Annotated in this window: 17 protein-coding genes; 8 read left to right on the plus strand and 9 right to left on the minus strand. The window is 60.5% G+C overall.

Features of this window, described 5'->3' with window-relative positions; genetic code table 11:
* Nucleotides 1–246 precede the first annotated feature (246 nt).
* On the minus strand, nt 247–969 hold the full coding sequence (locus tag GGR13_RS09345) for a LytR/AlgR family response regulator transcription factor (protein ID WP_221230590.1): 723 nt from the start codon (nt 967–969) through the stop codon (nt 247–249).
* On the minus strand, nt 962–1,966 hold the full coding sequence (locus tag GGR13_RS09350) for a sensor histidine kinase (RefSeq protein ID WP_183213267.1): 1,005 nt from the start codon (nt 1,964–1,966) through the stop codon (nt 962–964). The genes GGR13_RS09345 and GGR13_RS09350 overlap by 8 nt, the downstream gene beginning before the upstream one ends.
* Before the next feature lie 256 nt (nt 1,967–2,222).
* On the opposite strand from GGR13_RS09350, the gene GGR13_RS09355 reads away from it, so the two are divergent.
* Together GGR13_RS09355 and GGR13_RS09360 are read left to right on the plus strand one after the other, a co-directional pair.
* Nucleotides 2,223–3,344, plus strand: coding sequence for a serine hydrolase domain-containing protein (locus GGR13_RS09355; protein WP_183213268.1), 1,122 nt, complete (start codon nt 2,223–2,225; stop codon nt 3,342–3,344).
* A gap of 46 nt (nt 3,345–3,390) precedes the next feature.
* The gene (locus tag GGR13_RS09360) at nt 3,391–3,771 is read left to right on the plus strand and encodes a DUF2147 domain-containing protein (protein ID WP_183213269.1); all 381 of its coding nucleotides are present in this window, start codon (nt 3,391–3,393) and stop codon (nt 3,769–3,771) included.
* Between the two features lie 211 nt (nt 3,772–3,982).
* Here GGR13_RS09360 and galA read toward each other — a convergent pair whose 3' ends face one another.
* Nucleotides 3,983–6,445: a beta-galactosidase GalA gene (gene galA / locus GGR13_RS09365; protein ID WP_183213270.1), complete on the minus strand. Its 2,463-nt coding sequence runs from the start codon at nt 6,443–6,445 to the stop codon at nt 3,983–3,985.
* 60 nt (nt 6,446–6,505) lie between these two features.
* Here galA and GGR13_RS09370 point away from each other — a divergent pair, with 60 nt between their 5' ends.
* Nucleotides 6,506–6,667: a hypothetical protein gene (locus tag GGR13_RS09370; RefSeq protein WP_183213271.1), complete on the plus strand. Its 162-nt coding sequence runs from the start codon at nt 6,506–6,508 to the stop codon at nt 6,665–6,667.
* A gap of 42 nt (nt 6,668–6,709) precedes the next feature.
* Here the strand turns inward: GGR13_RS09370 and GGR13_RS09375 are convergent, their stop codons facing one another.
* Together GGR13_RS09375 and GGR13_RS09380 are read right to left on the minus strand one after the other, a co-directional pair.
* Nucleotides 6,710–8,044, minus strand: a complete 1,335-nt coding sequence (locus tag GGR13_RS09375; RefSeq protein ID WP_183213272.1) for an Hsp70 family protein — start codon at nt 8,042–8,044, stop codon at nt 6,710–6,712.
* An 87-nt stretch (nt 8,045–8,131) separates the two neighbouring features.
* Nucleotides 8,132–8,626 (minus strand): DUF427 domain-containing protein, encoded by a 495-nt coding sequence (locus GGR13_RS09380; RefSeq protein ID WP_183213273.1) that lies wholly within the window; start codon nt 8,624–8,626, stop codon nt 8,132–8,134.
* A gap of 1,101 nt (nt 8,627–9,727) precedes the next feature.
* Here GGR13_RS09380 and GGR13_RS09385 point away from each other — a divergent pair.
* The 5 genes from GGR13_RS09385 (at nt 9,728) to csgH (ending at nt 16,754) form a co-directional block, all read left to right on the plus strand.
* Complete coding sequence (locus GGR13_RS09385; protein ID WP_221230592.1) at nt 9,728–10,216, plus strand: curli production assembly/transport component CsgF; 489 nt, start codon at nt 9,728–9,730, stop codon at nt 10,214–10,216.
* Nucleotides 10,216–11,319, plus strand: a complete 1,104-nt coding sequence (locus GGR13_RS09390; RefSeq protein WP_183213274.1) for a CsgG/HfaB family protein — start codon at nt 10,216–10,218, stop codon at nt 11,317–11,319. The genes GGR13_RS09385 and GGR13_RS09390 overlap by 1 nt, the downstream gene beginning before the upstream one ends.
* A gap of 136 nt (nt 11,320–11,455) precedes the next feature.
* Nucleotides 11,456–14,788 (plus strand): hypothetical protein, encoded by a 3,333-nt coding sequence (locus GGR13_RS09395; RefSeq protein WP_183213275.1) that lies wholly within the window; start codon nt 11,456–11,458, stop codon nt 14,786–14,788.
* Nucleotides 14,789–14,891: 103 nt separating this feature from the next.
* A complete protein-coding gene (locus GGR13_RS09400) occupies nt 14,892–15,566 on the plus strand; it encodes a hypothetical protein (protein WP_183213276.1) in 675 nt (224 codons plus the stop codon).
* 873 nt (nt 15,567–16,439) lie between these two features.
* A complete protein-coding gene (gene csgH / locus GGR13_RS09405; RefSeq protein ID WP_183213277.1) occupies nt 16,440–16,754 on the plus strand; it encodes a curli-like amyloid fiber formation chaperone CsgH in 315 nt (104 codons plus the stop codon).
* Between the two features lie 719 nt (nt 16,755–17,473).
* Here the strand turns inward: csgH and rfbA are convergent.
* The 4 genes from rfbA to GGR13_RS09425 form a co-directional block, all read right to left on the minus strand.
* Nucleotides 17,474–18,364 (minus strand): glucose-1-phosphate thymidylyltransferase RfbA, encoded by an 891-nt coding sequence (rfbA, locus tag GGR13_RS09410; protein ID WP_183213278.1) that lies wholly within the window; start codon nt 18,362–18,364, stop codon nt 17,474–17,476.
* Nucleotides 18,361–19,263, minus strand: coding sequence for a dTDP-4-dehydrorhamnose reductase (gene rfbD / locus GGR13_RS09415; RefSeq protein WP_183213279.1), 903 nt, complete (start codon nt 19,261–19,263; stop codon nt 18,361–18,363). Before rfbD ends, rfbA begins: the two co-directional genes overlap by 4 nt.
* On the minus strand, nt 19,256–20,314 hold the full coding sequence (rfbB, locus tag GGR13_RS09420; protein WP_183213280.1) for a dTDP-glucose 4,6-dehydratase: 1,059 nt from the start codon (nt 20,312–20,314) through the stop codon (nt 19,256–19,258). The genes rfbD and rfbB overlap by 8 nt, the downstream gene beginning before the upstream one ends.
* 1,020 nt (nt 20,315–21,334) lie before the next feature.
* The gene (locus GGR13_RS09425) at nt 21,335–22,126 is read right to left on the minus strand and encodes an FkbM family methyltransferase (protein WP_183213281.1); all 792 of its coding nucleotides are present in this window, start codon (nt 22,124–22,126) and stop codon (nt 21,335–21,337) included.
* Between the last annotated feature and the right edge of the window lie 105 nt (nt 22,127–22,231).

Here is a 22,231-nt window from a genome sequence, read left to right on the forward strand (position 1 = left end):
GGGCTGGACCGTGGGCCTCCGCTTCGGCTCTACCATAAGTCACTCTTTACCGGAGGTTGGATGCCGGCTGTAACGGAAAGCATGACCTGTTAAAACCGCATATCGGAGATAGCCATGCGCGATCACCAGGCATGCATCATCACTATTCTGAGTAGCGTATCCGCCCCTAAGTCGACAAGATCGGTGGCCGCGATCCGCAGGTCTTGAGGCGCTGAAGGACAGAGCACGCTGCGCCCTCGATGGCGATCAGTCTGGACCGATGATTCCGGCTCGAACATCGTTGAGGTAGCTTCGCCCGATCCTTTGCAGAGTCCCGTCTTTCATGATGGCGCTCCACACTCCGCTGCCCTCGTGGTGGACCCCTGTCATGAGATGCCGGCGAACGATCGTCGACCGGTGCAAACGCAAGAAATCAGGTCGGGGCAAGCGATCTTGAAGCCCATCCATTGTTTCTCTCAGGAGATAGGACCGACCTGGGACGTGAATGCGCACATAGTCTTTCTCGGCTTCAATGCGCTCGATCGCAGTGATCTCGATGCGTAGCAAATCGGAGCGGTTCGGCACCCAGAGACAATCAATCGGCTTCCCGTTGTTCACGCCCAGGCCGATCCTCACCCGCTCGACGGCGACGGCAAAGCGTGAGGGATCGATGGGCTTGAGGAGATAATCGACCGCCGCGACGTCGAATGCTGAGACGGCATATTGTGAGAACGCGGTCGTAAAGACGATGGCTGGCGCTTGTGGGCGATCGAAAAGCCGCCTCGCAACGGTCATTCCATCCATGACGGGCATGGTGATGTCCAGCATCACGAAATCAGGCTTCAGCCTCTCAAGTAACGCGAGCGCAATACGGCCGTCCTCTGCCTCGCCAATCACGGAGACGTCCTGCGCCTCGCATAGAAACCGGAGGAGTTCACGCGCGGGCGGTTCGTCGTCAGCCAGAACACACGTCAGTCGCGAATCAGCCACGGACCGACAGACCTGCCATTGGGATTATGATTTCGCTCATCCACCCACCCTTGCGGGCGCGCGCATCAAGCGTTGCTCCCGACCCAAATCTTGTTTCCACGCGGGCACGAACGTTGCTCAACCCAACCCCCGTCGAGGGACGCTCTGCTGATGGCAGCGGATATCCACCGTCAGTGTCGTTTGCGACCGAGATAAGCAGACGATTGTCCCGGCACTCGGTTTTCACGGTGATCCGCACCGGTGCGCTTGTTGCACCAAGACCATGCTTGATCGCATTTTCGATGAGGGGCTGGATCAATAGGGCGGGCACCCGGACGTTCAAAAACTGATCCGGGACGTCGAACGTAACGTCCAGCCGGTCTCCAAATCGGGCGCGCTCGACAGCAAGATACAGTCGCTGGAGCTCGATCTCTTCGCCGAGCGTGATGTCCGCCGCCGGGTCAATGACGAGACCAGCCCGGAAGAAGTCCGACAGATCCCGTATCATTGCGCCCGCGGGCTTGATCTGCTGGCGCGCGACCAGGGAGGACAGGGCATTCATGGCGTTGAACAGGAAATGAGGATCGACCTGCAGTCGCAGCATCGCAAGACGGGCTTCCTGCGCATTCAGCTTGGCGCGTGCCGTTGCGCGTTCAGCAACACGCACTTCTGAGACATGACCAAGGGCAAGATAAAATGCCGCCCAGGCTGCAAAGAAAAAGTACCAGGTCACAAGACCATCCGCGATGGCCGTCTTGATCACTGATGGGTAATCCCACCGCGCCAGATCATCTGCTACGGACGGAACAGGGAACCAGTCATAGAACACCAGAGTGTTCAGGACTGCGAATGCGGCCGTTGCCGGAACGCAGAGCACGAAGGCGATGGTGGCCCTCGCCGTCAACTGGCGCCCGGTAAATCGGGCGAGGACCAGGTGAACGCTCCACGCGAGAGCAATCCCGACAGTTGCAAGACACAGTCGACGGAACAGCATGCCGGTCTGGTCGGACCATCCCATGGCTGCGGCTCGCGCTGTCACCAGAAAGAGCCAGATGATCCAGAAGCCGGCGATCGAAGCGAGCGCTTCCCGGTTCGTGACTCCATTGGCGACTTCAGGATCTTCATGTGGGTCTGTCACGACGGCAACATAGCAGGATTGCCGAATGGGTCATGCCATGGAAGCAACGTTCGTCGCCCGGAGACAACGTTGGTCGCCTGGCACGCGACGGCTGGATGCCGAAAGGCCATGAGGGGCAATCACAAAGGAGCCACCTATGAACACCGTCCTGAAGTTCGGTCTGGCAGCAATACTCGCTGCCTTCGCTGTGCCCGCCCACGCCATGCCAGACAAAGTCATTCCGGTTGCCGGTGATGCGATGGCTTCCGTCGTCGCGATTGCCCGGGCGGGTAACATCAGCGGCGCTTTTGCGATCGTGGATACAAGCGGCGACATTCAGGAGGCGGTTGTCGGATTGGCGGACCGGGATCGCGGCACGCCCCACCGCGAGGGTCAAAGCTGGATCTGGGCGTCGATTACAAAACAGGTCACTGCAATCCTGATCATGCAGGAGGTCGAGCGCGGACGGCTTGCACTCGATACGCCGGTCGGGACCTATCTCGATACCTACGCCGGCAGGCCGATAACCGTTCGCCAACTCCTGCAGCATCAATCAGGCCTGCCCAATCCGTCGGACACGCCTCGCGATGCGGAGGACATGCAGTCCTATTATCGCGAAACCGGAAGCGTGATCAGCGATGCCGAGCGAGCACGGGGTTTTTGTGCGGGTGTACCGAAACGGGTTTCGGGTGGCGCGTTCGAGTACAACAACTGCGACTACCAGGTCCTGGGCGCCTTACTGGAGGTGGTTACGGGGCTGCGGTACGATCAGCTTATTGATCAACGCATCGCTCGTCCCCTCGGGCTTGAATCGCTCCGGATGGCTGCCGACGGCGAGCAGGGAGGCGGGGCAGATGTTGTCGGCTATACCGACGGAAAGGCTTACCCGGCGATCAACGTCGCCACGCTGGGGGCTGCTGGCGCACTGGTGGGAAGCGTGCGCGATCTGGCCAGACTTGACCGGGCATTGATGACCGGTGAACTGCTGTCTCCCGAAGCTCGCGCGACCTTGTGGTCGGGCGTGCCGGCACTCGGCTACCAGGCTCTTGGTGTCTGGTCGTTCTCGGCACCGCTCAAGGGCTGCAGTGCGCCGATCGATCTTGTGGAACGTCGCGGCGACTTCGCGGGCACGCAGGTCCGCAACATCATCGCTCCCAGCCTGGGTCGCGCGGTCATCGTCTTCGTGAACGACGAAAAGGTCGATTTTGGCGAGATCTGGCAGGGCACGGGCTTGTCGCATGACCTCCTCGCCGCCGCTCTATGCTCCTCCGAGAGCTGACACATCCATGTCTCAGATCACTGAGTCCTCTTTCTGGAGATCCCTCATGCGCACGCTCAAGGTCGCAACGATGATCGGACTGGCTTTCGCCATGCCAGCATTTGCACAGACGGGCTCTCCCGTATCCGGGGAGTGGACTGTTGACTTGCGTCCCGATCCGAACGCCCCCGCCTACCTGAAACCCATGGTCATCGCGGTCGGGTCCGACGGGTCGATCACCGGCACATTCTATGATCATGCAATCGACAAGGGCCGCGCCAGTGCGGTCAGCGGCCGCGCATGTTTCGCATTCCGGACATTTGATGACTCTGGTGCCTATCACACCTCCGGGTGTCTGGTCGGCGATCAGATCGAAGGGCAGACCTGGTCAGAGGGTAGAAACTTCCTTCTCGCCTGGACGGCCGTTCGAAGGGGCGTGTCACGCTAGGTCGCCGAGTTTGCGCCACATAACCGGCCGGTCTCACCGTACCACCACCGAGAACGCCTTGCCGTGTGAGGTCAGCGACATGGAGCGCGACTTAGGGCCTCAGACAGGCCCAGAGCCCCTGCCCTTTCCAGCCTGAACACCCTTGCCGGTGATCAGACGCCATCGAGAAGGCAGGTCGCTCCCTTTTCATCGGAGGCCTCCTGGACGACCGTCAGCTTGCCTGCAATCGCAACATCGCCGGTCGCAGGCCTGGCGCGCGAGCCGTCAGGGCGATCTCGCCCGCACGCTGTTCTGTCTGCAGGATGGCCTGGCAAAGGCCGTTGAAGGTCAGGCGGGTCGAGGCGCGATCAGCCTCATGACTGACCGGATTGCCGTTCCCGACGCCGATGACGCGGCCGGGTCCTGTAACCTCGAACGTGATCTGCTCGGAGGCCCTGGGCACCGGTCGTCCCTGCCGATCGAGGATTTCCACCTTCAGCATGGCGACGTCCTCCCCGTCGGCCCGCAGACGTGTCCGGTCGCTGGTCAGAGCGATACGCGCCGAGGGGCCGCTGGTCTCTCGCCGCACCGGTGGCAGAGCACGGCCAGCCTTGAACCCCCGCGCTTCGATGACGCCCGGGGCATAAGGGACCAACCATTCCAGATGGCGGTTCGGCAGGACGTCCTTGGACCCCAGCGACCTTCCATTCAGAAACAGCTCGACCCGGTCCACATTGGCATGAACCCAGACAGGAATCGCTTCCCCCTCGCGACCTTCCCAGTTCCAGTGGGGGAACAGGTGAACCATTGGCTCCGGCCGCCACCAGGCGCGGTAGTAGAAGTAATTGTCCTTTGGGAAGCCACAGCTGTCCATCGCCCCGAAATAGGAGGCGACACTGGGCCAGCGATTGAACGGCGTCGGCTCGCCACGATAGTCGAAGCCGGTCCAGATGAAGCCGCCTGCGATATAGGGACGCTCGGCCGCTAGGGTCCACCAGTCCTCTGCGGTGGAGGCCCACCATGGATGTTCGGTATCATAGGCAGGAACGATGTGTCGGGCGTCGTCGCGAATGTATTCGCCCCGGGTCTGGACGGTCGAGCCCGTCTCCGAGCCCAGAATCGGCTGGTCCGGCACGCGGGCGTGATAGCCCTCCATCAGCTGTGTGCGATAGTTGAAGCCCAGGATGTCCACGACCGACGAGACGCCTTCGCCGAAATTCTGATCCAGCGCTGCGGTGGTCGGTCGGGTCGGGTCCAGCTGGTTGATGCGCCTCACCATGGTCGTGGCGATGCGTGCACCGCGCTCGGTGCCCTGGATGGCCTGTTCCTCATTGCCGATCGACCAGGCAATGACCGAGGGCCGGTTGCGGTCGCGCCGCACGAGCGACTCCAGCTCGGCCATGGCGGCGTCGTCCGACGCCATCCTCCTGGTCTCGGTAATGACCAGGATTCCCAGCTGATCGCAGGCATCCATCAGCTCCGGTGTCGGTGGATTGTGTGAGGCGCGGTAGGCGTTGCAACCCATGGCCTTGAGCTGCTCCAGCCGCCAGACCTGGAGCCGGTCCGGGATCGCCGCACCCACACCGGCATGGTCCTGATGGCAGCAGGCGCCCAGGAACTTGAGATGCTGGCCGTTGAGGAAGAAGCCACGTGCCGCATCAAAAACAGCGGTCCGCACGCCAAACGGCTGTTCATAGTGATCGACCAGATGCCCCGCGACCCGCACCTCTGTAACCAGGCGATACAGCCGCGGCGTTGTGGTGGACCACAGCATGACCCGGTCCCAGGCCAGGGTCGTGTCAACCGTCCCTTCGCTCCAGCCCGCCAGAGTCGTCGCCACCCCGCCTTTGGCAACCTCAACGCCGTCGGGATCGATGACCCGCATCGCGACCTCGCAGGTGGCGTCCGTTTCTCCCTCGTTGCTGAGCTCGACCGAAACGAAGGCCTTTGCACCTGAGCCGACCGGCTCCGGGCGCACCGTCACGCCCCACTGGGGTACATGCACTGGCTCGGTGACCACCAGCCAGACATGGCGGTAGAGCCCGGCTCCCTCGTAGAACCATCCCTCGCCCAGACTGGCGTCCACACGCACCGTCAGAATGTTGGCCTCGCCCGGCGTGGCGACATCGGTGATATCCACCCGGAACGGGGAGTATCCACCCTCGTGCTCATGAACGATGAAGCCGTTCAGCAGCACCACAACGTCGCGAAACGCACCGTCGAACTCCAGCGACAGTCGCTTTCCGGCAAGATCGGCAGGCAGGTCCAGCGACCGGCGATACCAGCCCACGCTCGTTTCAGGAAATTCACGTCCCAGCGGCTTGAACCCATGCGCGGCCTTGGGATCGTCTTCGCCCATGGGCGGCGGGTTGGGGTTGTCGACGAACGGGAGGTCGATGGCCCAATCGTGCGGCAACTGCACAGCCTGCCAGCCGTCGTCGTCGAAATCGGCAGCAGCCGCCGTGGCCACACGGGTTCCCGCCTTGGCATAGGTCCGTTGATCGATTCCGAAGTCAAAGTCGCGCGCGGGGTCCTGGGCGTGCCCGAGGGCGAAACGCCAATCGAACGCCAGGCGCGTGCGACGCGGAGCGACGGTCGAAGCCGCTTGGGCCGAGACGGAACCGGGGCGCACGAGAACAAGGACAGCAGCGGTGGCGGCTGAGCCATGCAGCACGCCGCGGCGGGAGGGCTTCACGCTTGGCCTCGGATTTGAGCCACGCTGGCAATCCGGTCTGATCTGTCGGCGAAATGGACCATGAAACTCGATCTTCCCGGCACGCCCATCCTTGGCGCTTGCGCACCAAAAAGCGCCGCGAAGACACCGTCGTCAAACATTTTCATAACGACAGGTAAAAATAATTTTATGGATGAACTCAGATTATCCGGCGGTTCCGACTGTCCGCGAGCCGAGACTTGAGGGGCTGGCTGTGCAGGGATTGTTGGCCGGAGCCTGACCTGATCAGATTTCCGCAGTCTCGCCCGCTGCTTGTCGCTCGGTCCAGAGGTCGAGGTCAGCCTCATGACCGATCAGTGCCAGACCCGACGCAATGGACTCGAACTCCCCGCCGGTCTCGATCCGCCCGGGATCGAAGCGTCGATGGAAGATCTCTCTGACCGCCTGAACGAAAGAGGTGCCGCCCGTCAGGAATATCCGGTCGATCTCACTCGCCCGCAGACCCGATCGCTCGACCGCTTCATCGACAGCATGCTCGATCGCGGCCAGTTCAGGGGATATCCATTCCTCGAAATCCGATCTGGCCACCCTGGCCTGGATGTGGATCGATCCCGCAGAGAATTCGAATGTCGCAGCAGCGGCGTCTGAAAGGTCCATCTTCAGACGGGAGATCGCCTGGTAGAGCCGATAGCCGTGATTGTCGTCGAGCACCTCGATCAGCCTGGCCAGCTTCTCCGGCTCGAGCGCCGTTTTTGCGATGTCACGGATGTCCTTCATGTCCCGTGAGGCCCGTAGCAGAGCCAACTGGTCCCATCGCGCAAACGCAGCAAAATAGCGCTGCGGGATCGGCAGGATCTTGTCGAAGCTGCGATACTCGCTGCCCTTGCCAAGCTCAGGCGATACCAGCCGGTCGATAATGCGGTAGTCGAAGGCGTCACCGGCGACGCCTACTCCGGAGCGCGCCAGCGCCGTCGAACGCAGGCCGTCCGGACCGGGTTCAAACCGCACGATCGAGAAGTCGCTTGTACCGCCGCCGAAGTCAGCGACGAGGACCGTCGCCGCGCACTCGAGTTGGCGCGCGAAGAAGAAGGCCGCGCCGACGGGCTCATAGGCGTAGCGGATGTCGGTGAAACCCAGACGACTGAAAGCGGTCTGGTATCGCTCCAGCGCGAGCCGCGCGTCGGACCCGCCGGCGAAACTGACGGGACGACCAACGATCACCCGCGCGGGCAGCCTCTCCATGGCTGTGCCACCGTGATGACGCAGCCGGAACAGGAACGACGACAACAGATCTTCGAAGCCGTAGCGCCGGTTGTCGATGACCGTCTCGGTAAAGGCGGGACTGGCGGCAAAGGTCTTGAACGACTGAATGAAGCGCGTTTCGAGAGGATCCTCGACATAGGCGTCGATCGCCCATGGCCCCGCTTCGACGATCCGCTCCGGTGGACGACCGCGCTCCTCGTGCAGCTGGAAACCCAGGGTCGAGCGGAACGTGGTGAGGTCGCCATCGGGCGCAGCGAACCGCATCACCTCAACCTCGCCATCGGGTCCAGCCATGGCGACGACGGTATTGGTGGTACCGAAGTCAATTCCAAGGGTTATGGCGGGTTTGGCTGTCATGGGCAGGTCAAGGCGGCTGGGAGGGCTTCCTTAGACGCCACCCGAGGCCATCAAGGCAAACCACACGCGCGAGATTCGGCTTGCCCGTCACCAACCCAGGGTGCCGGGACCGCCCTTGAATGGCCCGGCATAACCCCGCGTGATCCAGCCTCCGTAGAAGCCCCCGGCCTGAGGCACGGCGATCTCTCCATCGACGCTGCAGTGGTCGAAGGGCCCGGCGTAGAATGCAATGTGATCCTTCAGGATCTCGAACAGTGGCGTGGGCCGGGGATAGCTCCAGCCCACCTGCGGCAGGACGAGGTCGCCGATGACGACGTCCCAGTAGACGGCCTGCCCCTTCCACTCGCAGAATGAACCTCCGCCAGCCCGGCGTATGCGTCCCGCCGGAATGTCGGAAGTGGGGATGTAGTAGCTCGGAGGATGGCTGGTCTCGAGCGTTCGCACGGCCGAGCGGGTATCGGCCACGATCGTGCCCGCATGGGTGATCAACACCCGCGCCGTCGTCAACTGAGCGATCGCAGGCCGCGGGAAGTCCCAGACACTCTCCTGGCCAGGCATGACGGGGTCAGGCCTGGGTCTCATGCCCGCCCTCGGCAGGAGATTGCGTGGCGCATGTTGCGGACGTGGAGACGCTTTGACATTGGGACGATATGGGTTGGATGGTCGGGAAATCAGCCCGCTGCGACGTTCGGTTCCAAGGCAACTGGGCGCAGGTTTTCGTCCGGGCACCCTGTTTCAACTCGGCAATCCAGCGTCGGAGATTGCTGAATGTCCAAGGTCCGAAGGAACAGGACCCGCCCGGTCCCGTCATACCCCGGGCCGTGGTGAAGGTCTCGCTATCCCAGTCATGCAAAAGGCTCACATGATCGGGCCCACCGGCGGACAGGGCCTCATGGACAGAATCGCTTTCAGGCTGTCCATGATGTTGGTCAGGCGCCCCTCAGTCAGATTAACCGATCACCTTCGTGGTCTTCCTGCAACTGGGCGACACGTCGCCTTTGGGCCCAATCGAGACCTCTGATCCTGCTTTGCCATGATCAAGGAGGTTGCGGCTTTGGCCATTCGAAGCAGGAGTTGTCTCCGGTGTCGGCAACCGAAAGGCTATTCTCTCAACGCCCGGCCGCGCGGCCAAAGCTTGCCGAGCCATTCATCAAACGTGGCACCGAAGAAATGCGACAGCGGTCAGTCTTCATCGTCGATAATGTGTTTAGTGACCAGATCGCCGGTTGTCTGGACGATCACCATTTTTCCAGACCCTCTAACGTCGACGTGTCCACCAGATCCTGTTGGCGTTGGACTTCAAGCACATCTCACCAAGCCCCCGCACCAAGGGTTGCAGCTACCTAGAAAGCCGCTCTTGGGCGCGTTCCGGAAAACGATTTCAGAGACTCTAAGCTTACCTAAGCCATGTACTGAAAACATGATTGTCAGTGAAAAGACCGACCTTCGCCCTAACGTCATCAAAGAAGCACGTCACTCCAGTACATCCTATGTCGCCACGGAATTGGTTAACTGAATTCACATAAAAATTTTTGAGCAAAATCATTCACTCGCCTATCAGGCGAATGTGGCTTATACACTGAGAGATTTATGGTTAAGCTTTATTGCCTGCGCCTTATTTGCGATTACAGCGTCGCTTCATCCCCAATTCGGAGTATGTTAACAAATCCCTAACGTTGCTACGTGGCTGTGGAGAGCGCCGCAAAGGTGACGTACGGGGGACGAGGAATGGTACGAATTGCGCCACAGTTGGCAGGCTGGGTTGCAGGGGTCACGGTTATCCTTGGTGTTGCAGCGACAAGCGAAAGCGTCGCGCAGGACATCACCTACAAGCCGATCAATCCGACCTTTGGGGGCAATCCATTCAACTCTGCGCACCTTTTGGGCGTTGCCAATGCGCAGAATGACTACCGTGACCCCAACTCGACCTCTGGATCGAGCCAGGGCGATATCTTCGCTCGCCAACTCCAGTCTCGCCTGCTGTCTGCCGTGTCGTCACAACTGGTTGATGCCATCTTCGGCGATAACCCGCAGGAGCGTGGCACGTTCACCCTCGGCGGCCAGACGATCAGCTTCTTCCGCGATCTTGAGAATGTGACCATCACGGTGACGGATGACGCCACTGGAGAAATCACCACCATCGTCGTCCCTCTCTTCTTCAACATCCTCTGATGCGTTCGCTTATCTTCAGCGCGCTCTGCGCCATTTTGCTCGCCGGTTGCGGAACCATCGCAGCCCCGCCTTTGAGCCTTGTCAGGGCCAAGCCTTACTCGGCCCCGGTACTGCCCGCTGCGACGTCCAGTCGTGACGCGCTGGCCGCGATTCCGGCTCCATCAAGGCCTGTCGCCGTGGCTGTCTACAGCTTTACCGACCAGACCGGCCAGTTCCGGCCGTCGGAAACCGGCCAGACCCTGTCGCGCGCCGTTAGTCAGGGCGGGGCGTCCATCCTGATGAAGGCGCTGCAGGATACCGGCAACCGCAGCTGGTTCACGGTGATCGAGCGCGAGCAGCTGTCTCACTTGCTGAACGAGCGTCAAATCATCCGCGAAATGCGTGAACGCTACCTCGGCGAGACCGGTGTCAACCCGGAAGCCCTGCCCTCGTTGCTGTTTGCGGGCGTCATTCTTGAAGGCGGGATCGTTGGCTACGACTCCAACACCATGACCGGAGGTGTCGGAGCCGGGTTCCTGGGTATCAATGCCCGGAGCGAATATCGGCAGGACACCGTGACTGTCTATCTGCGTGCCGTTTCGGTCCGCACCGGCGAGGTGCTGACATCCGTCACCGCGTCCAAGACCATCGCCTCGTACGGGATCGGCGGCGGGGCCTTCCGTTATATCGGGTTCAAGGAACTGCTCGAGGCCGAGGCCGGCCTGACCACCAACGAGCCCGACCAGGTCGCCTTGCAGCAAGCCATCGAGAAGGCCGTCTACGGCCTGGTGATGGAAGGCGTCGAGCTGAACCTCTGGAATTTTGCAGACACCGAAGCCGGCTGGCCGATGCTGTGGTCCTATCAGCAGGAACGGGCGGGTAAGTTGACCGCCGAACAGGCCGAGGCCGTGCGTCAGCGAATGTCCTACGCTTTGGCCACCGAAGCCACGTCCCCGCAGTCTTCACGCCCGCGTGAAATGTCTTCGATCTCGCCCGGTGACCAGGCCCGCAGCTTGCAGGTCTCCTCTCCGCAGCGATCGCCCGCCCAATCCTTCAGCGGACTCCCCTCCGCATCAACCGTTTCGGTCGCACGACCGGAACAGTCCGCCCGCCCGGGACTCTGACCTCCCGGGCGAGCGAACTGAACGTGAGTAGACCAGACGCCCTTTCCGCGGGGCGAGTAGAGCGCGGGTTTTAGCAGCCTCACATCGCCAGCCTGACAGTTGGCTCCAATCAAATCAACGGCGCGACCCGTGTGGCGTGCTGTTCAAGAGGACAATTACAGCCATGAAACTCTCAATTTTGGCTTCGGTTTCGACCGTCGCCCTCTTGGCGGCGACATCGTCGTTTGCCCAGGACAATGTATCCACGATCACCCAGACCGGCATCAACGCTCAGGCCACGGTTGGTCAGACGGGTTCGGCCGGTCGCTCGACCATCATTCAGGGCGGCAACGGTAACAAAGCGTCCGCTACACAGACCGGCGCATCCGCTGAATCGATCATTGACCAATCGAACACCACTGGTTCGAACAGCGACGACAACAACGAAGCCACTGTAGTGCAGGTTGGCGACAATTTCTCTCGCGTCACGCAATCAAACGACGGCGCAAATGCCTTCGTTGATCAATCAGGTGATCTTAACACCTCGACAGTGTCACAAAGTGGTGACGACGATGACGCTGATGTGGGTCAGGACGGTTCGAGCCAGATTTCCACAGTCACGCAATCCGGCAATGACAGCGATGCGACCGTTCGCCAGAACGGTGAAAGCAATAGCTCGACGGTAGCACAGACCAGCGACGAGAACGACGCCCGCATCGTGCAGGACGGAACCGATAACGTGTCGACTGTGACCCAGGGTGGTGGAGGCTTCTTGACGGGCAACGCCTTCCACGACGCTTTCGTCGATCAGAAGGGCGACAGAAACACTTCAACCATCACGCAGAACGGGATCGCCAACGGGGTCGGCGACGGGGATGCAAACGTCCGCGGCGTCTTCCAGGACGGCGATGACAACCGATCGACCATTACCCAGAACGGTGGCTCGCAAGAAGCGACAGTCGTGCAGAGCGCTGACCGAAATGTCTCGACAATCAACCAGGGCGGAACAACCGGCGGCTTCCACGACGCTACTGTCACACAGGGCGGAAGCGACAACGACTCCACCATCACCCAAACCGGTGGCAACCAGGACGCCATCGTTAACCAGGGCGGAAACGAAAACACGTCACTCGTCACCCAGACCGGCTCGGCAGGCTTCCACGAAGCCAACGTCACCCAGTCGGGAGATGACAACAGCTCGACAGTTGGACAGTCCGGCACGAACCAGGGTGCCATCGTCCTGCAGGCTGGCGACTCCGGTATCTCCAACGTGACGCAATCCGGTCTGGACCAGACGGCCAATGTTCGCCAGCTGGCCGGCGGCTTGGACAACAACTCCAGTGTCTCTCAGTCGGGAATCAACCAAGACGCCGATGTCCAGCAGGACGGCGATGACAATGCGTCCGTCATCACTCAGGGCCCTGCACGCGATCACAATGCGAATGTGGCGCAGACTGGCGATCGCAACGTCTCGACGGTTGCCCAGACGAACTTCAACAACGCAGCAATCGTTGGCCAGAACGGAAACGAAAACGACTCGTCCGTCAGCCAAACTGGTTCGAATGGGACTCTGACGGTCACACAGACCGAAGTCCTTTCGGCCTTCCCCCGTCCGCGGGTGCGTGGAGCAAACGGGCTCGACGTCGCCGGTGGTGACACCGTTCGCGCGAACTTCTCGGAAGTCAGCCAGGCCGGTGCCGGAGATGCTGCCTCTGTGACCCAGACGGGTGATCTGAACCGTTCAGGGATCATCCAGTCGGGCGGTGGACTGGCAACGATCAGTCAGACCGGGATCTTCAACAACTCTCAAGTTGACCAGTCCGGGGATGCCATCGCGTCCGTCACTCAGGACGGTGTGTATGGTGACAACAACTCGCTGATCACGCAAACCGCCAGTGGAGCGAATGCGACCGTTGACCAGCAGGGTGACTCGACGGCCAGCACCTTCTTCCCGTCGAACGACTCTACCATTCTTCAGAATGCATCCGCGTCAGCAAATGTCGGTCAGATCGGCCAACAGAACACGTCGACGGTCAACCAACTGGCCGGTGCCGATGGTGCCAATGCCATGGTGCGGCAAACCAACCTGCTGAACCCCGCGGTTGCTGGCGACGTGAATGCGTCGACTATCATCCAGTCGGCCAATACCAGCGCCTCGGTCGAACAGGTCGGGTCTGCCAACACGTCTTCGGTGACCCAATCGGCGGCGTCGCTCAGCCTGACCGGCGGTCGTTTGTATGCGGCCAATGTGAGGCAGTTGGGCAATGAAGGCGACTCCGTCGTCAATCAGTCCGGCATCGGCAGTGAAGCGGCCGTCACGCAACGCGTCGGCAGCACCTTCGCTGACTCCAGCATCTTCCAGACCGGATCGGACAACCTTGCGCTCGTCGATCAGGGCGGTATGAACAACGAGTCAGACGTCTTGCAAGGCGGCGACCTTAACATCGTTGATGTCCGCCAGACCGGCGATGACAACGACTCAACCGCAACGCAGAATGGCTCGGAAAATGCCGGGGAAATCGTTCAGTCCGGCGACAACAATGACTCGCTACTGACCCAGAACGGCAGGTCGGCCGTCTCCCGCGTAACCCAGAGCGGCGACAACAGCGTCTCGACCGTGACCCAGAACGGCGGCGGCACCGTCACCGTGGGTCAGAGTGGCTTGACCGGCTCGACCTCGACCGTCCTTACCGGCGCCGACGACCGTGCTCCGGAAAGCACTGTCACCGTCACCCAGACGGACGACGGTGCCGGCTCTTCCGTCGATGGCCAGGCCAACGTCTCGACCGTCAACCAACTGAACGTCAACGGCTTCGGTGCCAGCGGCACCGGCTCCACCGTTCTGGTCAACCAGACTCAGAACGCGGCGGGTGCAGGCCAGAACTACTCACTGGTGACTCAGGGCAATAATGCCTCCAGCGGCCAGGTCAGCGTTAATCAGACGGGTGGCGAGAACAACTCGATCTATGCGTCGAACACCTCGACCGACAACGACGCCAACATCACCCAGACCGGAGTCGGCAACAACTCTGACGTCCAGCAAGACTTCCAGAACGGCTCGGCCCTGGCGACGGTGAACCAGAATAATGACGGCGGTGCGGACAACAATGTCTTCATCGATCAGATTTCGGCCGGGTTCGCGACCACCCCCGCTCAGTTCGCGATGGGTGCCTCGGCTTCCGCTACGCAAAACGGTGAGGGCAACCTGTCAACGATCAGCCAGACCGGCTTCTCCTCCACGGCCATGCTTTCGAACTCTGCGTCTTCCAATCAGCTAGGTGATCTCAACACCTCGTCTATCGGCCAGTCCGGAATCGACAACACTGCCACGCTCCAGCAACTTGCAGGCGATAACACGTCGACGATCTTGCAGGGTGGCAACGGCAACACAGCCACGGTCACGCAGTCTTCGGACGGAAATGGATCGATGGTCAATCAGTCCGGCAATGGCAACTCGGCAACCGTCATTCAGAATGGTGGCGGCCTCTAGGCTTAGAGACAAGAAAAGCGGCCGGTACCTCACGGTGCCGGCCGTCCTTTCCGGTGAAGTCACCGGATAACGACACGGGTCTCGGACCCACGGAGATTGTTGGATGTCCATGCGTCTGCTGCTTGTCGGATTGGCTTTGCACCTATCGGCGGGCACAAGTGTTGCGGCTCAGGCACTGCCGACTGCAGAAGGCTGTGCAGCCTATGCTGGATCGTGTCGGACGGGCTCGAACCGTGCGACCGCGAGCTTTGGCACCGGGGCCTACGTTGATCAAGTTGGCGCTGACAACCGTGCAGGCATCACTCAGCGTCAGGGATCGACGAATAGTTTTGCCCGCATCTTCCAGAGCGGCGAACAGAATACGGCATTTATTGGCCAGGACGCGACCTCTTCCTTCGCCGACGTGACGCAGAGCGGCGATGACAATACCGCTTCCGTCACCCAGAGTGGTACGGCCCACAATTCCGCCTCGATCTCCCAATCGGGAGGGGGCAACACAGCTTCGGTCAACCAGATGTCAGCGCTGATCGGCCACACCGCAAACCTTCAGCAGAAAGGCAATGGCAACAGGATCGACCTGAACCAGTCTGGAAACGGCAACTCGGCCATCCTGGAGCAGGATGGCGAAGGCAATGCCATGAACGCCAGCCAGACTGGCTACGACAACGTCCTGACCTGGGTGCAGAACGGCAGCGGGCTGAGCGGACCCATTGTGACGATGGAGGGCAATGGGCGCGCCATCAGCATTTACCAGTCCAATCCGTCCGGGCAGCGGTGACCTGCTCGTTACAGCGTTTTGTGATTGGACCGTGTTTGAGAGCGCGTCCGGCAAGTTTGCGACGGTGCAGACGTCCAGATTCTGACGGCGCGTCTTAAATGAGGTACGATCCGAAAAGGAGTATGCCCATGTCCCGTATCACGCTTGGTGTCGTCTTTGCCTTAGCGCTAAGTGGGACGGTCGCGGCTCAAGAGACCTCGGGCGTCGCTATCAATCAGATGAACAGCGACAGACCAGCGCAGCGCGCGTCAACAGCTACCATCCAGATCGACCCTGACGCCCGGCCCCTCGTTCCGGGCATCGTACCCTTGAACGACCGGCGGATCGCACGTTCAGAGACGACCTCGACCTCGACGACCCCGACGCCCCAAGTGACGATTGAGCGTGGCCAAGCCTATTTCAAACCAGATCCGAACGTCTTGGAGCCCAGCGCTGAAGCGTCGCCCGCCCTATCGCGTCGCTCCGATGGTCGCAATACCACTGCAGCCGCCCCCTCCGGCCCCGACCGGTGCGATCCACAGCGAAGTCCCCAGCCCGCAGGGTGTGAACGTGTAATCGAAGCTCGGGCCAGCGAGTTCCAGCCACCGGATCACCAGCCCCTTTCTGCCGAGCAGCGTCTCCTCGCCAATCAGCGAGAGCTGAGACCACCCGCATCAGATCTGAATGCCGCGACCCGGCGACTTGGCAACGGCGAGTTAGACGCATCCAATGTCGAGCTGGCCGTTGCATCTATAGCGCTTCGAAGCTCAGTGACTTCACCTGAAGAAGAGGGTGATATTGCCTCGGCGCCTTCGGCGATAGACGCAATCGTGGCCGGTATCACCACACTCGTAACCGGCCTTCCCCCCACCCCCTGAAGTCGTGAGGTCTGCCATGACGGACGTCGGCGTAGAAGCGCACCTCGAACTGATCCAGCAGGATCGGACAACATCTATCCGGGCCTATGTCGCGGCGGTAACGCCCCGACCGCTCCGTTGGCAACTGACAACCACATCGCGCACGCCTAGCGGCACGAGCAATGTAACTCAGGCGGGTCGCACCCAGGGACAACCCGATCGTCCGGTCAGCGAAGTGTCTGTCTCTTCCGGGAGCGAAGGGACAGTCGTGCTGATTGTATTTGACGGCGCAAAAGAGGTTGCCTGCGAGGTGATTGACCTCGGCATTGGCAAATCGGCCGAGCCAAACTGACATGCGCTAACGCTATTGTGTCGAACTTTCGCGCTCGCGCTGTAGAGCCCGCTGATTAAAGTCAACGGCTTCGGGTGTGAAAGCTCTGACATTCACGGAGAAAGTCGTGAAGCGACATGGCCGGGTGAAGGCCATCACGACCGATGGCCTGCGGTCCAGCAAGGCCGCCAGGAAAGAGTGCGTCAACACCGCCAAACAGGGGGTGGTGCGCTGGGCCAACGCCAGGGTGAAGACCTCACACCCGTCCTTCCAGCAAAGAGAACGGGCCATGGAGGTTGCGGCAGATCAAAGACGCAGCAAATGTTCAGCGCCTTCTACGCTGCCTTCCACAATTACTTCAACCAAAACCGCCACCTCATCAGCCCAGAGGCATACAAGCCTAATCTTTGGCCACTTTGACCGAAAGCAGTATGCTCGCCGCCTAGCCCTCGGCTTACCTGCTTGTACCCCCGCCAGCGGGGACGAGTCAGCGCTGAATTGACTGCACCATGACGAGGCCTTCCAGCGCGAAAACTTACAGCAACAGAGACCCATTTCACTTGAAGCAATAACAACTGGCGGCTGCAACCCTTTCAGCGTGCTCAATTCAACTAGATTAGAAATCTGCGCCCCTACGGTCAGTTCATGCGGCAAATTTTCCGCCCAAATCTTGGAGCCCGACAAAAAGGCCCGCCGGGAGGGCAGTCTACGACATCAAACACAACGGGTCGCATTCGCTCCTACTGCGCTGAAGCTCGACCTCTGCTGCTAAGCACTACCGTCTTGAGATAATGTCCGTAAGTGCTGGAGCCCATATTGCCAGCCAAGGTCTCAAGCTGACTAGCGTCGATGAAGCCTTTTTCGAACGCTACTTCCTCTGGACAGGCGATCTTGAAGCCCTGACGTTTTTCAAGAGTACGGACGAATTCGGCCGCCTCGATCAGGCTGTCGGGGGTCCCGGTGTCAAGCCAGGCGAAGCCACGTCCCATGATCTCAACGGACAGTTTGCCGCGTTCCAGATAGACGCGGTTAACGTCGGTGATCTCGAGTTCCCCTCGCTTCGAGGGCTTGAGGTTAGCGGCGATGTCCACCACGTCCGCGTCATAAAAATACAGTCCGGTCACGGCCCAGTTCGAACGCGGCGTCTTCGGCTTTTCCTCGATGGTCAGGGCGCGCATTTGCATGTCGAACTCGACCACGCCGTACCGCTCCGGGTCGGTGACATGATACGCAAAGACCGATGCGCCATCCGGGCGGCCCATGGCGCTGGTAAACAGGTCGGTGACACCGTGCCCATAAAAGATGTTGTCGCCCAAGATCAGAGCCGAGGGGTGATTGCCGACGAAATCAGCACCGATGATATAGGCTTGGGCCAGTCCGTCGGGGCTCGGCTGGACAGCATATTCAATGCTCATCCCCCATTTCGAGCCGTCGCCCAGCAATGCTTGAAATGAGGGAACATCGCGCGGTGTCGAGATGATCAGAACTTCGCGGATTCCCGCGAGCATCAGGGTCGAAAGCGGATAATAGATCATCGGCTTGTCGTAGATCGGCATTAGCTGCTTCGACATTACAGTCGTCATTGGATGCAGCCGGGTGCCCGAACCACCTGCCAGAATAATGCCCTTCATTTTGAGATCTCCTGCTTGGACAATGCGTCCACGATATCGGATACGGCCGTCTGCCAGGGGCGGGCCGCCACGCCATAGTCTGCTGCAATCCGGTGGGTGGACAAACGCGAATTGGCTGGGCGTTGGGCGGGCGTCGGATAGTCGGCGGTGGTGATGCCCTCGACCCTGGCCGACGGGCCGCCCCGGAATGCGCTCCGGGCAAACACCTCGCGGGCCAGGCCGGCCCAGGTCGTGTCGCCCGCATTCACGAAATGATAGAGGCCGGCCGGAGCATCAGGATCCGCCATCATCCGCAGCGTGATGGTCCTGAGCGCTTCGGCAATGTCAGCGGCACCGGTCGGGCAGCCGTGCTGGTCGTCGACGACTCGCACTTCGGGGCGGTCGGCCGCCAACCGCAGCATGGTTTTGAGGAAATTCGCGCGGTGGCGGCTGATGACCCATGCCGTGCGAAGGACGACAGAGCGTGGATTGCCGGACCGCACCGCCAGTTCGCCTGCTAGCTTGCTGGCCCCGTAGACGCCCAAGGGGCTGACGGCATCGGTCTCGACATAGGGCCGGTCGGCGGAGCCGTCGAAGACATAGTCGGTGGAGACCTGGATCAGCGGAATACCCGCCCGTCGCGTTGCCTCGGCCAGCAGGGCCGGGCCCATGGCGTTGGCAGCAAAGGCGGCCGCGATCTCTGTCTCGGCCGTGTCGACCGCGGTGTAGGCGCCGGAGTTGATCACGGCGGCGAACGGCGTGGCGGCAAACAGGGCCGCAACCGCACTGGCGTCCGCCACATCGAGCTGTTCGCGTGTTGGCAGGTGCAGCCGGACATGATCCGGCCATGCAGCGGCAGCGAGCTCGAGTCCCACTTGGCCCGCACCACCGGTCACCAGAATGTGCAAGGGCTCAGCCATTGCCGACGCCGAGCCGCTGGGTCGCGTAACGGTCGTCAAGGATGTCCTGCCACCAGGCCTGATTTTCCAGGTACCAGCGCACCGTCATGCCGATGCCTTGCTCGAACGTCTGCGCCGGGGTCCAGCCCAGGTCGTCGCGGATCTTGGTGGCATCGATCGCATAGCGCTGGTCGTGACCCGGCCGGTCGGTGACATAGGTGATCTGGTCCGCGTAGGGCTTTCCATCCTCGCGCGGCTTGAGCCGGTCCAGTTCGGCACAGATGGCGCGGACCACGTCGATGTTCCGGCGCTCGGCATTGCCGCCGACATTGTAGGTTTCGCCCGGCGTGCCCTTTTCGAACACGGCCTGCAGCGCCCGGGCGTGGTCGTCGACGAACAGCCAGTCGCGCACATTGGTCCCGTCGCCGTAGACAGGCAGAGGCTCGCCATTCAGTGCACGGATGATGATCAGCGGGATAAGCTTTTCCGGAAAATGATAGGGGCCATAATTGTTAGAGCAGTTGGTTACGAGAACTGGGAGGCCGTAGGTATGCCCCCAGGCTCGGACCAGATGGTCCGAAGACGCCTTGGACGCCGAGTAGGGCGAGCGTGGGTCATAGGATGTGGTCTCGGTGAAGAAGCCCTCATCACCGAGGGAACCGAACACCTCGTCCGTAGAGATGTGATGAAAGCGGAAGGCAGCCCGAGCCTCACGCTCCAGGTCTCGATAATAACCCAGCGCCTGCTGAAGCATGACGAAGGTGCCGACGACATTGGTCTGAACGAATTCGCCCGGTCCATCAATCGACCGGTCGACGTGGCTCTCCGCGGCCAAGTGGGCAATGATCTGAGGTCTGAAATCGGCCATAGCCGCCGCAACTGCGGCAGCGTCGCAGATGTCAGCCTGGACAAAGCTGTAACGACCGCTTTCCGCCACCGGCGCCAAGGAACTGAGCACACCGGCGTAGGTCAGTTTGTCATATACCATGACTTCGTGGTCGCTGTGGTCGATCAATCGCCGCACGAGGGCCGAGCCGATGAAGCCGGCTCCGCCAGTCACAAGAATACGCAAGATGGGTCTCCGCTTGTCTTTGCCAGCCACCTCTAGCCGCGTCAGGCCAGAGACGCCATCGGCACGCCGTCATATTCAAACGGGGTGCCGAAATCGGCCAAGGTCGGCTGGCGAATGTCCTTGTCCGACAGAACTGTTGCGGTTGCCGGCAGCGGCCAATCGATACCCTTCTGCCAGCACAAAGCACAGGCAGAAGGTCGCCAAGCTATCGCCGGACGTGGGCAGACCTCCGCCGCAGCAACGCTAGCCACCTGATGAAGCAGGATCTGACTGACATGCTATTATGTGAACCCTGATCGTTCCGTTCTGTCCGTACTTTCGAGGGGCAGACTTCAACTATTCCTAGAGCGATTTGAGGCGGACACGTCACTTCGACTGCATAAAAGAAATGGCAGAGCATCCAACAGACGCCACAGACCTCAAGAAGGATTGAGAGATTAGACCTTCGCTTCTGAACCATGACGACGGGCTGGGGGCGAAAGTTATTCGAACATTGGGCGTCGCGTATGCGGACGGCTGGCGCACCTGCTACAACGCTTGTAGTAGCAAGGTTGTGGCTCACGGTTGATCCGGCGAACTTCAAGCACAGATCGGCTATGGGGTGCCGGACCAACAAAAGCACTAGAACTGTCACCTGCCCTTCCGACAACGAGAATGGGCCATTGTGAGGTTCTGGCAAATGATGACGCTCCAGAAGTTCAGCTCTGTTATTGCCGCATTCCACAGCCCTTCAACCGGGAACGTCCCTTCATAAGTAGAAAAATGCGCAACGATGCTGGGTCGCCCTGGCCCAGTGAAGACGCTTGCCAAGCGGTCTCACTTCCCCGGCGCGGACTCCCGTCCGTGGAAACGAGTTGGCGTCGTACTGACAGCGCCAGACCGGCACTGCGGCATCGACTTAATCAGTCATCGACGTGATCAAGCGCCTGTTGACCCATGTGGTCAACGGCGCCTCTAGCGCACAAAACGGCCCACCAAATCCGAGAGTGCAGTCGCTGTTCATCCTTCCAAACACCGGGGTTAGGAACGACGGCAGAACACGTTAAGTTGGAGGTCAAATCCATGGGAAACCGTTTCGACGAATGGCAGGCGGGGACCGTGAGTTCCATTTATGACATAGCGAAAGCCTGCTGCGCTGACGATGGTCAGCAGTTCTCCTAAAAGCTGCGGTTTCTCCGGGTTGCTATGATACTCGAAAAACAGGTGGTCGACGGTTTTCAGCTCATCCTTGATGTCAAGCATGACGGCATTCTCCGCGCCCTCGATGTCAATTTTCAGGAAGTCGACCGGCTTTTTACGTATTTCATCCTTAAGTCGGCTGGCCCGAACAACAGTCCGCTTGCCTGTTCCCAGGAAATCCATTTCGGCTGAGCCAGCGAGTGACCCTTCTGAAAAGAATGTAAGCTCGGTATCCTCGACCCAGGCCGCCTCCTTCTTCAAGGTCACGCCGGGAAGATGCCCGACATTCTGTTCCAACATACGGTAAATATCTTCATCCGGCTCAAACGCGACGATCGTGCTCAGGGGATAAATCGTCTTGAAATACAGTACCGATAAACCAATGTTCGCACCTGCATCAATAATATGCGGCCGGTCAGTGGTAGCCTCGAACCTGTAGACTTCGTCTGCAAAGACTTCCGTCACAGAGTGCAGGAAGCCTGGACTGTCCGAGAACAATATCTTTCGGCCCAGGAAGGTCGCTGACCCCGCCTGAAACGGCGCAACAGCACGAATGCGCCGAAACTCTCTCCAACTCATGCCTTCAGGATACGGGGACGAAAGTCGCCGTCTGATGCTGCCGACGATGTTCATTGAAACCCCGAAACTCAAACCGGATAGCCGAGCGTCTGCTGCCCGGCCCCTCCGGATCATGCCTCCCCGAGCAGAGCTCAGCAAGCGCCGTTATATGCACGCCTG

Source organism: Brevundimonas variabilis (assembly GCF_014199945.1).
Taxonomy (GTDB): Bacteria; Pseudomonadota; Alphaproteobacteria; order Caulobacterales; family Caulobacteraceae; genus Brevundimonas; species Brevundimonas variabilis.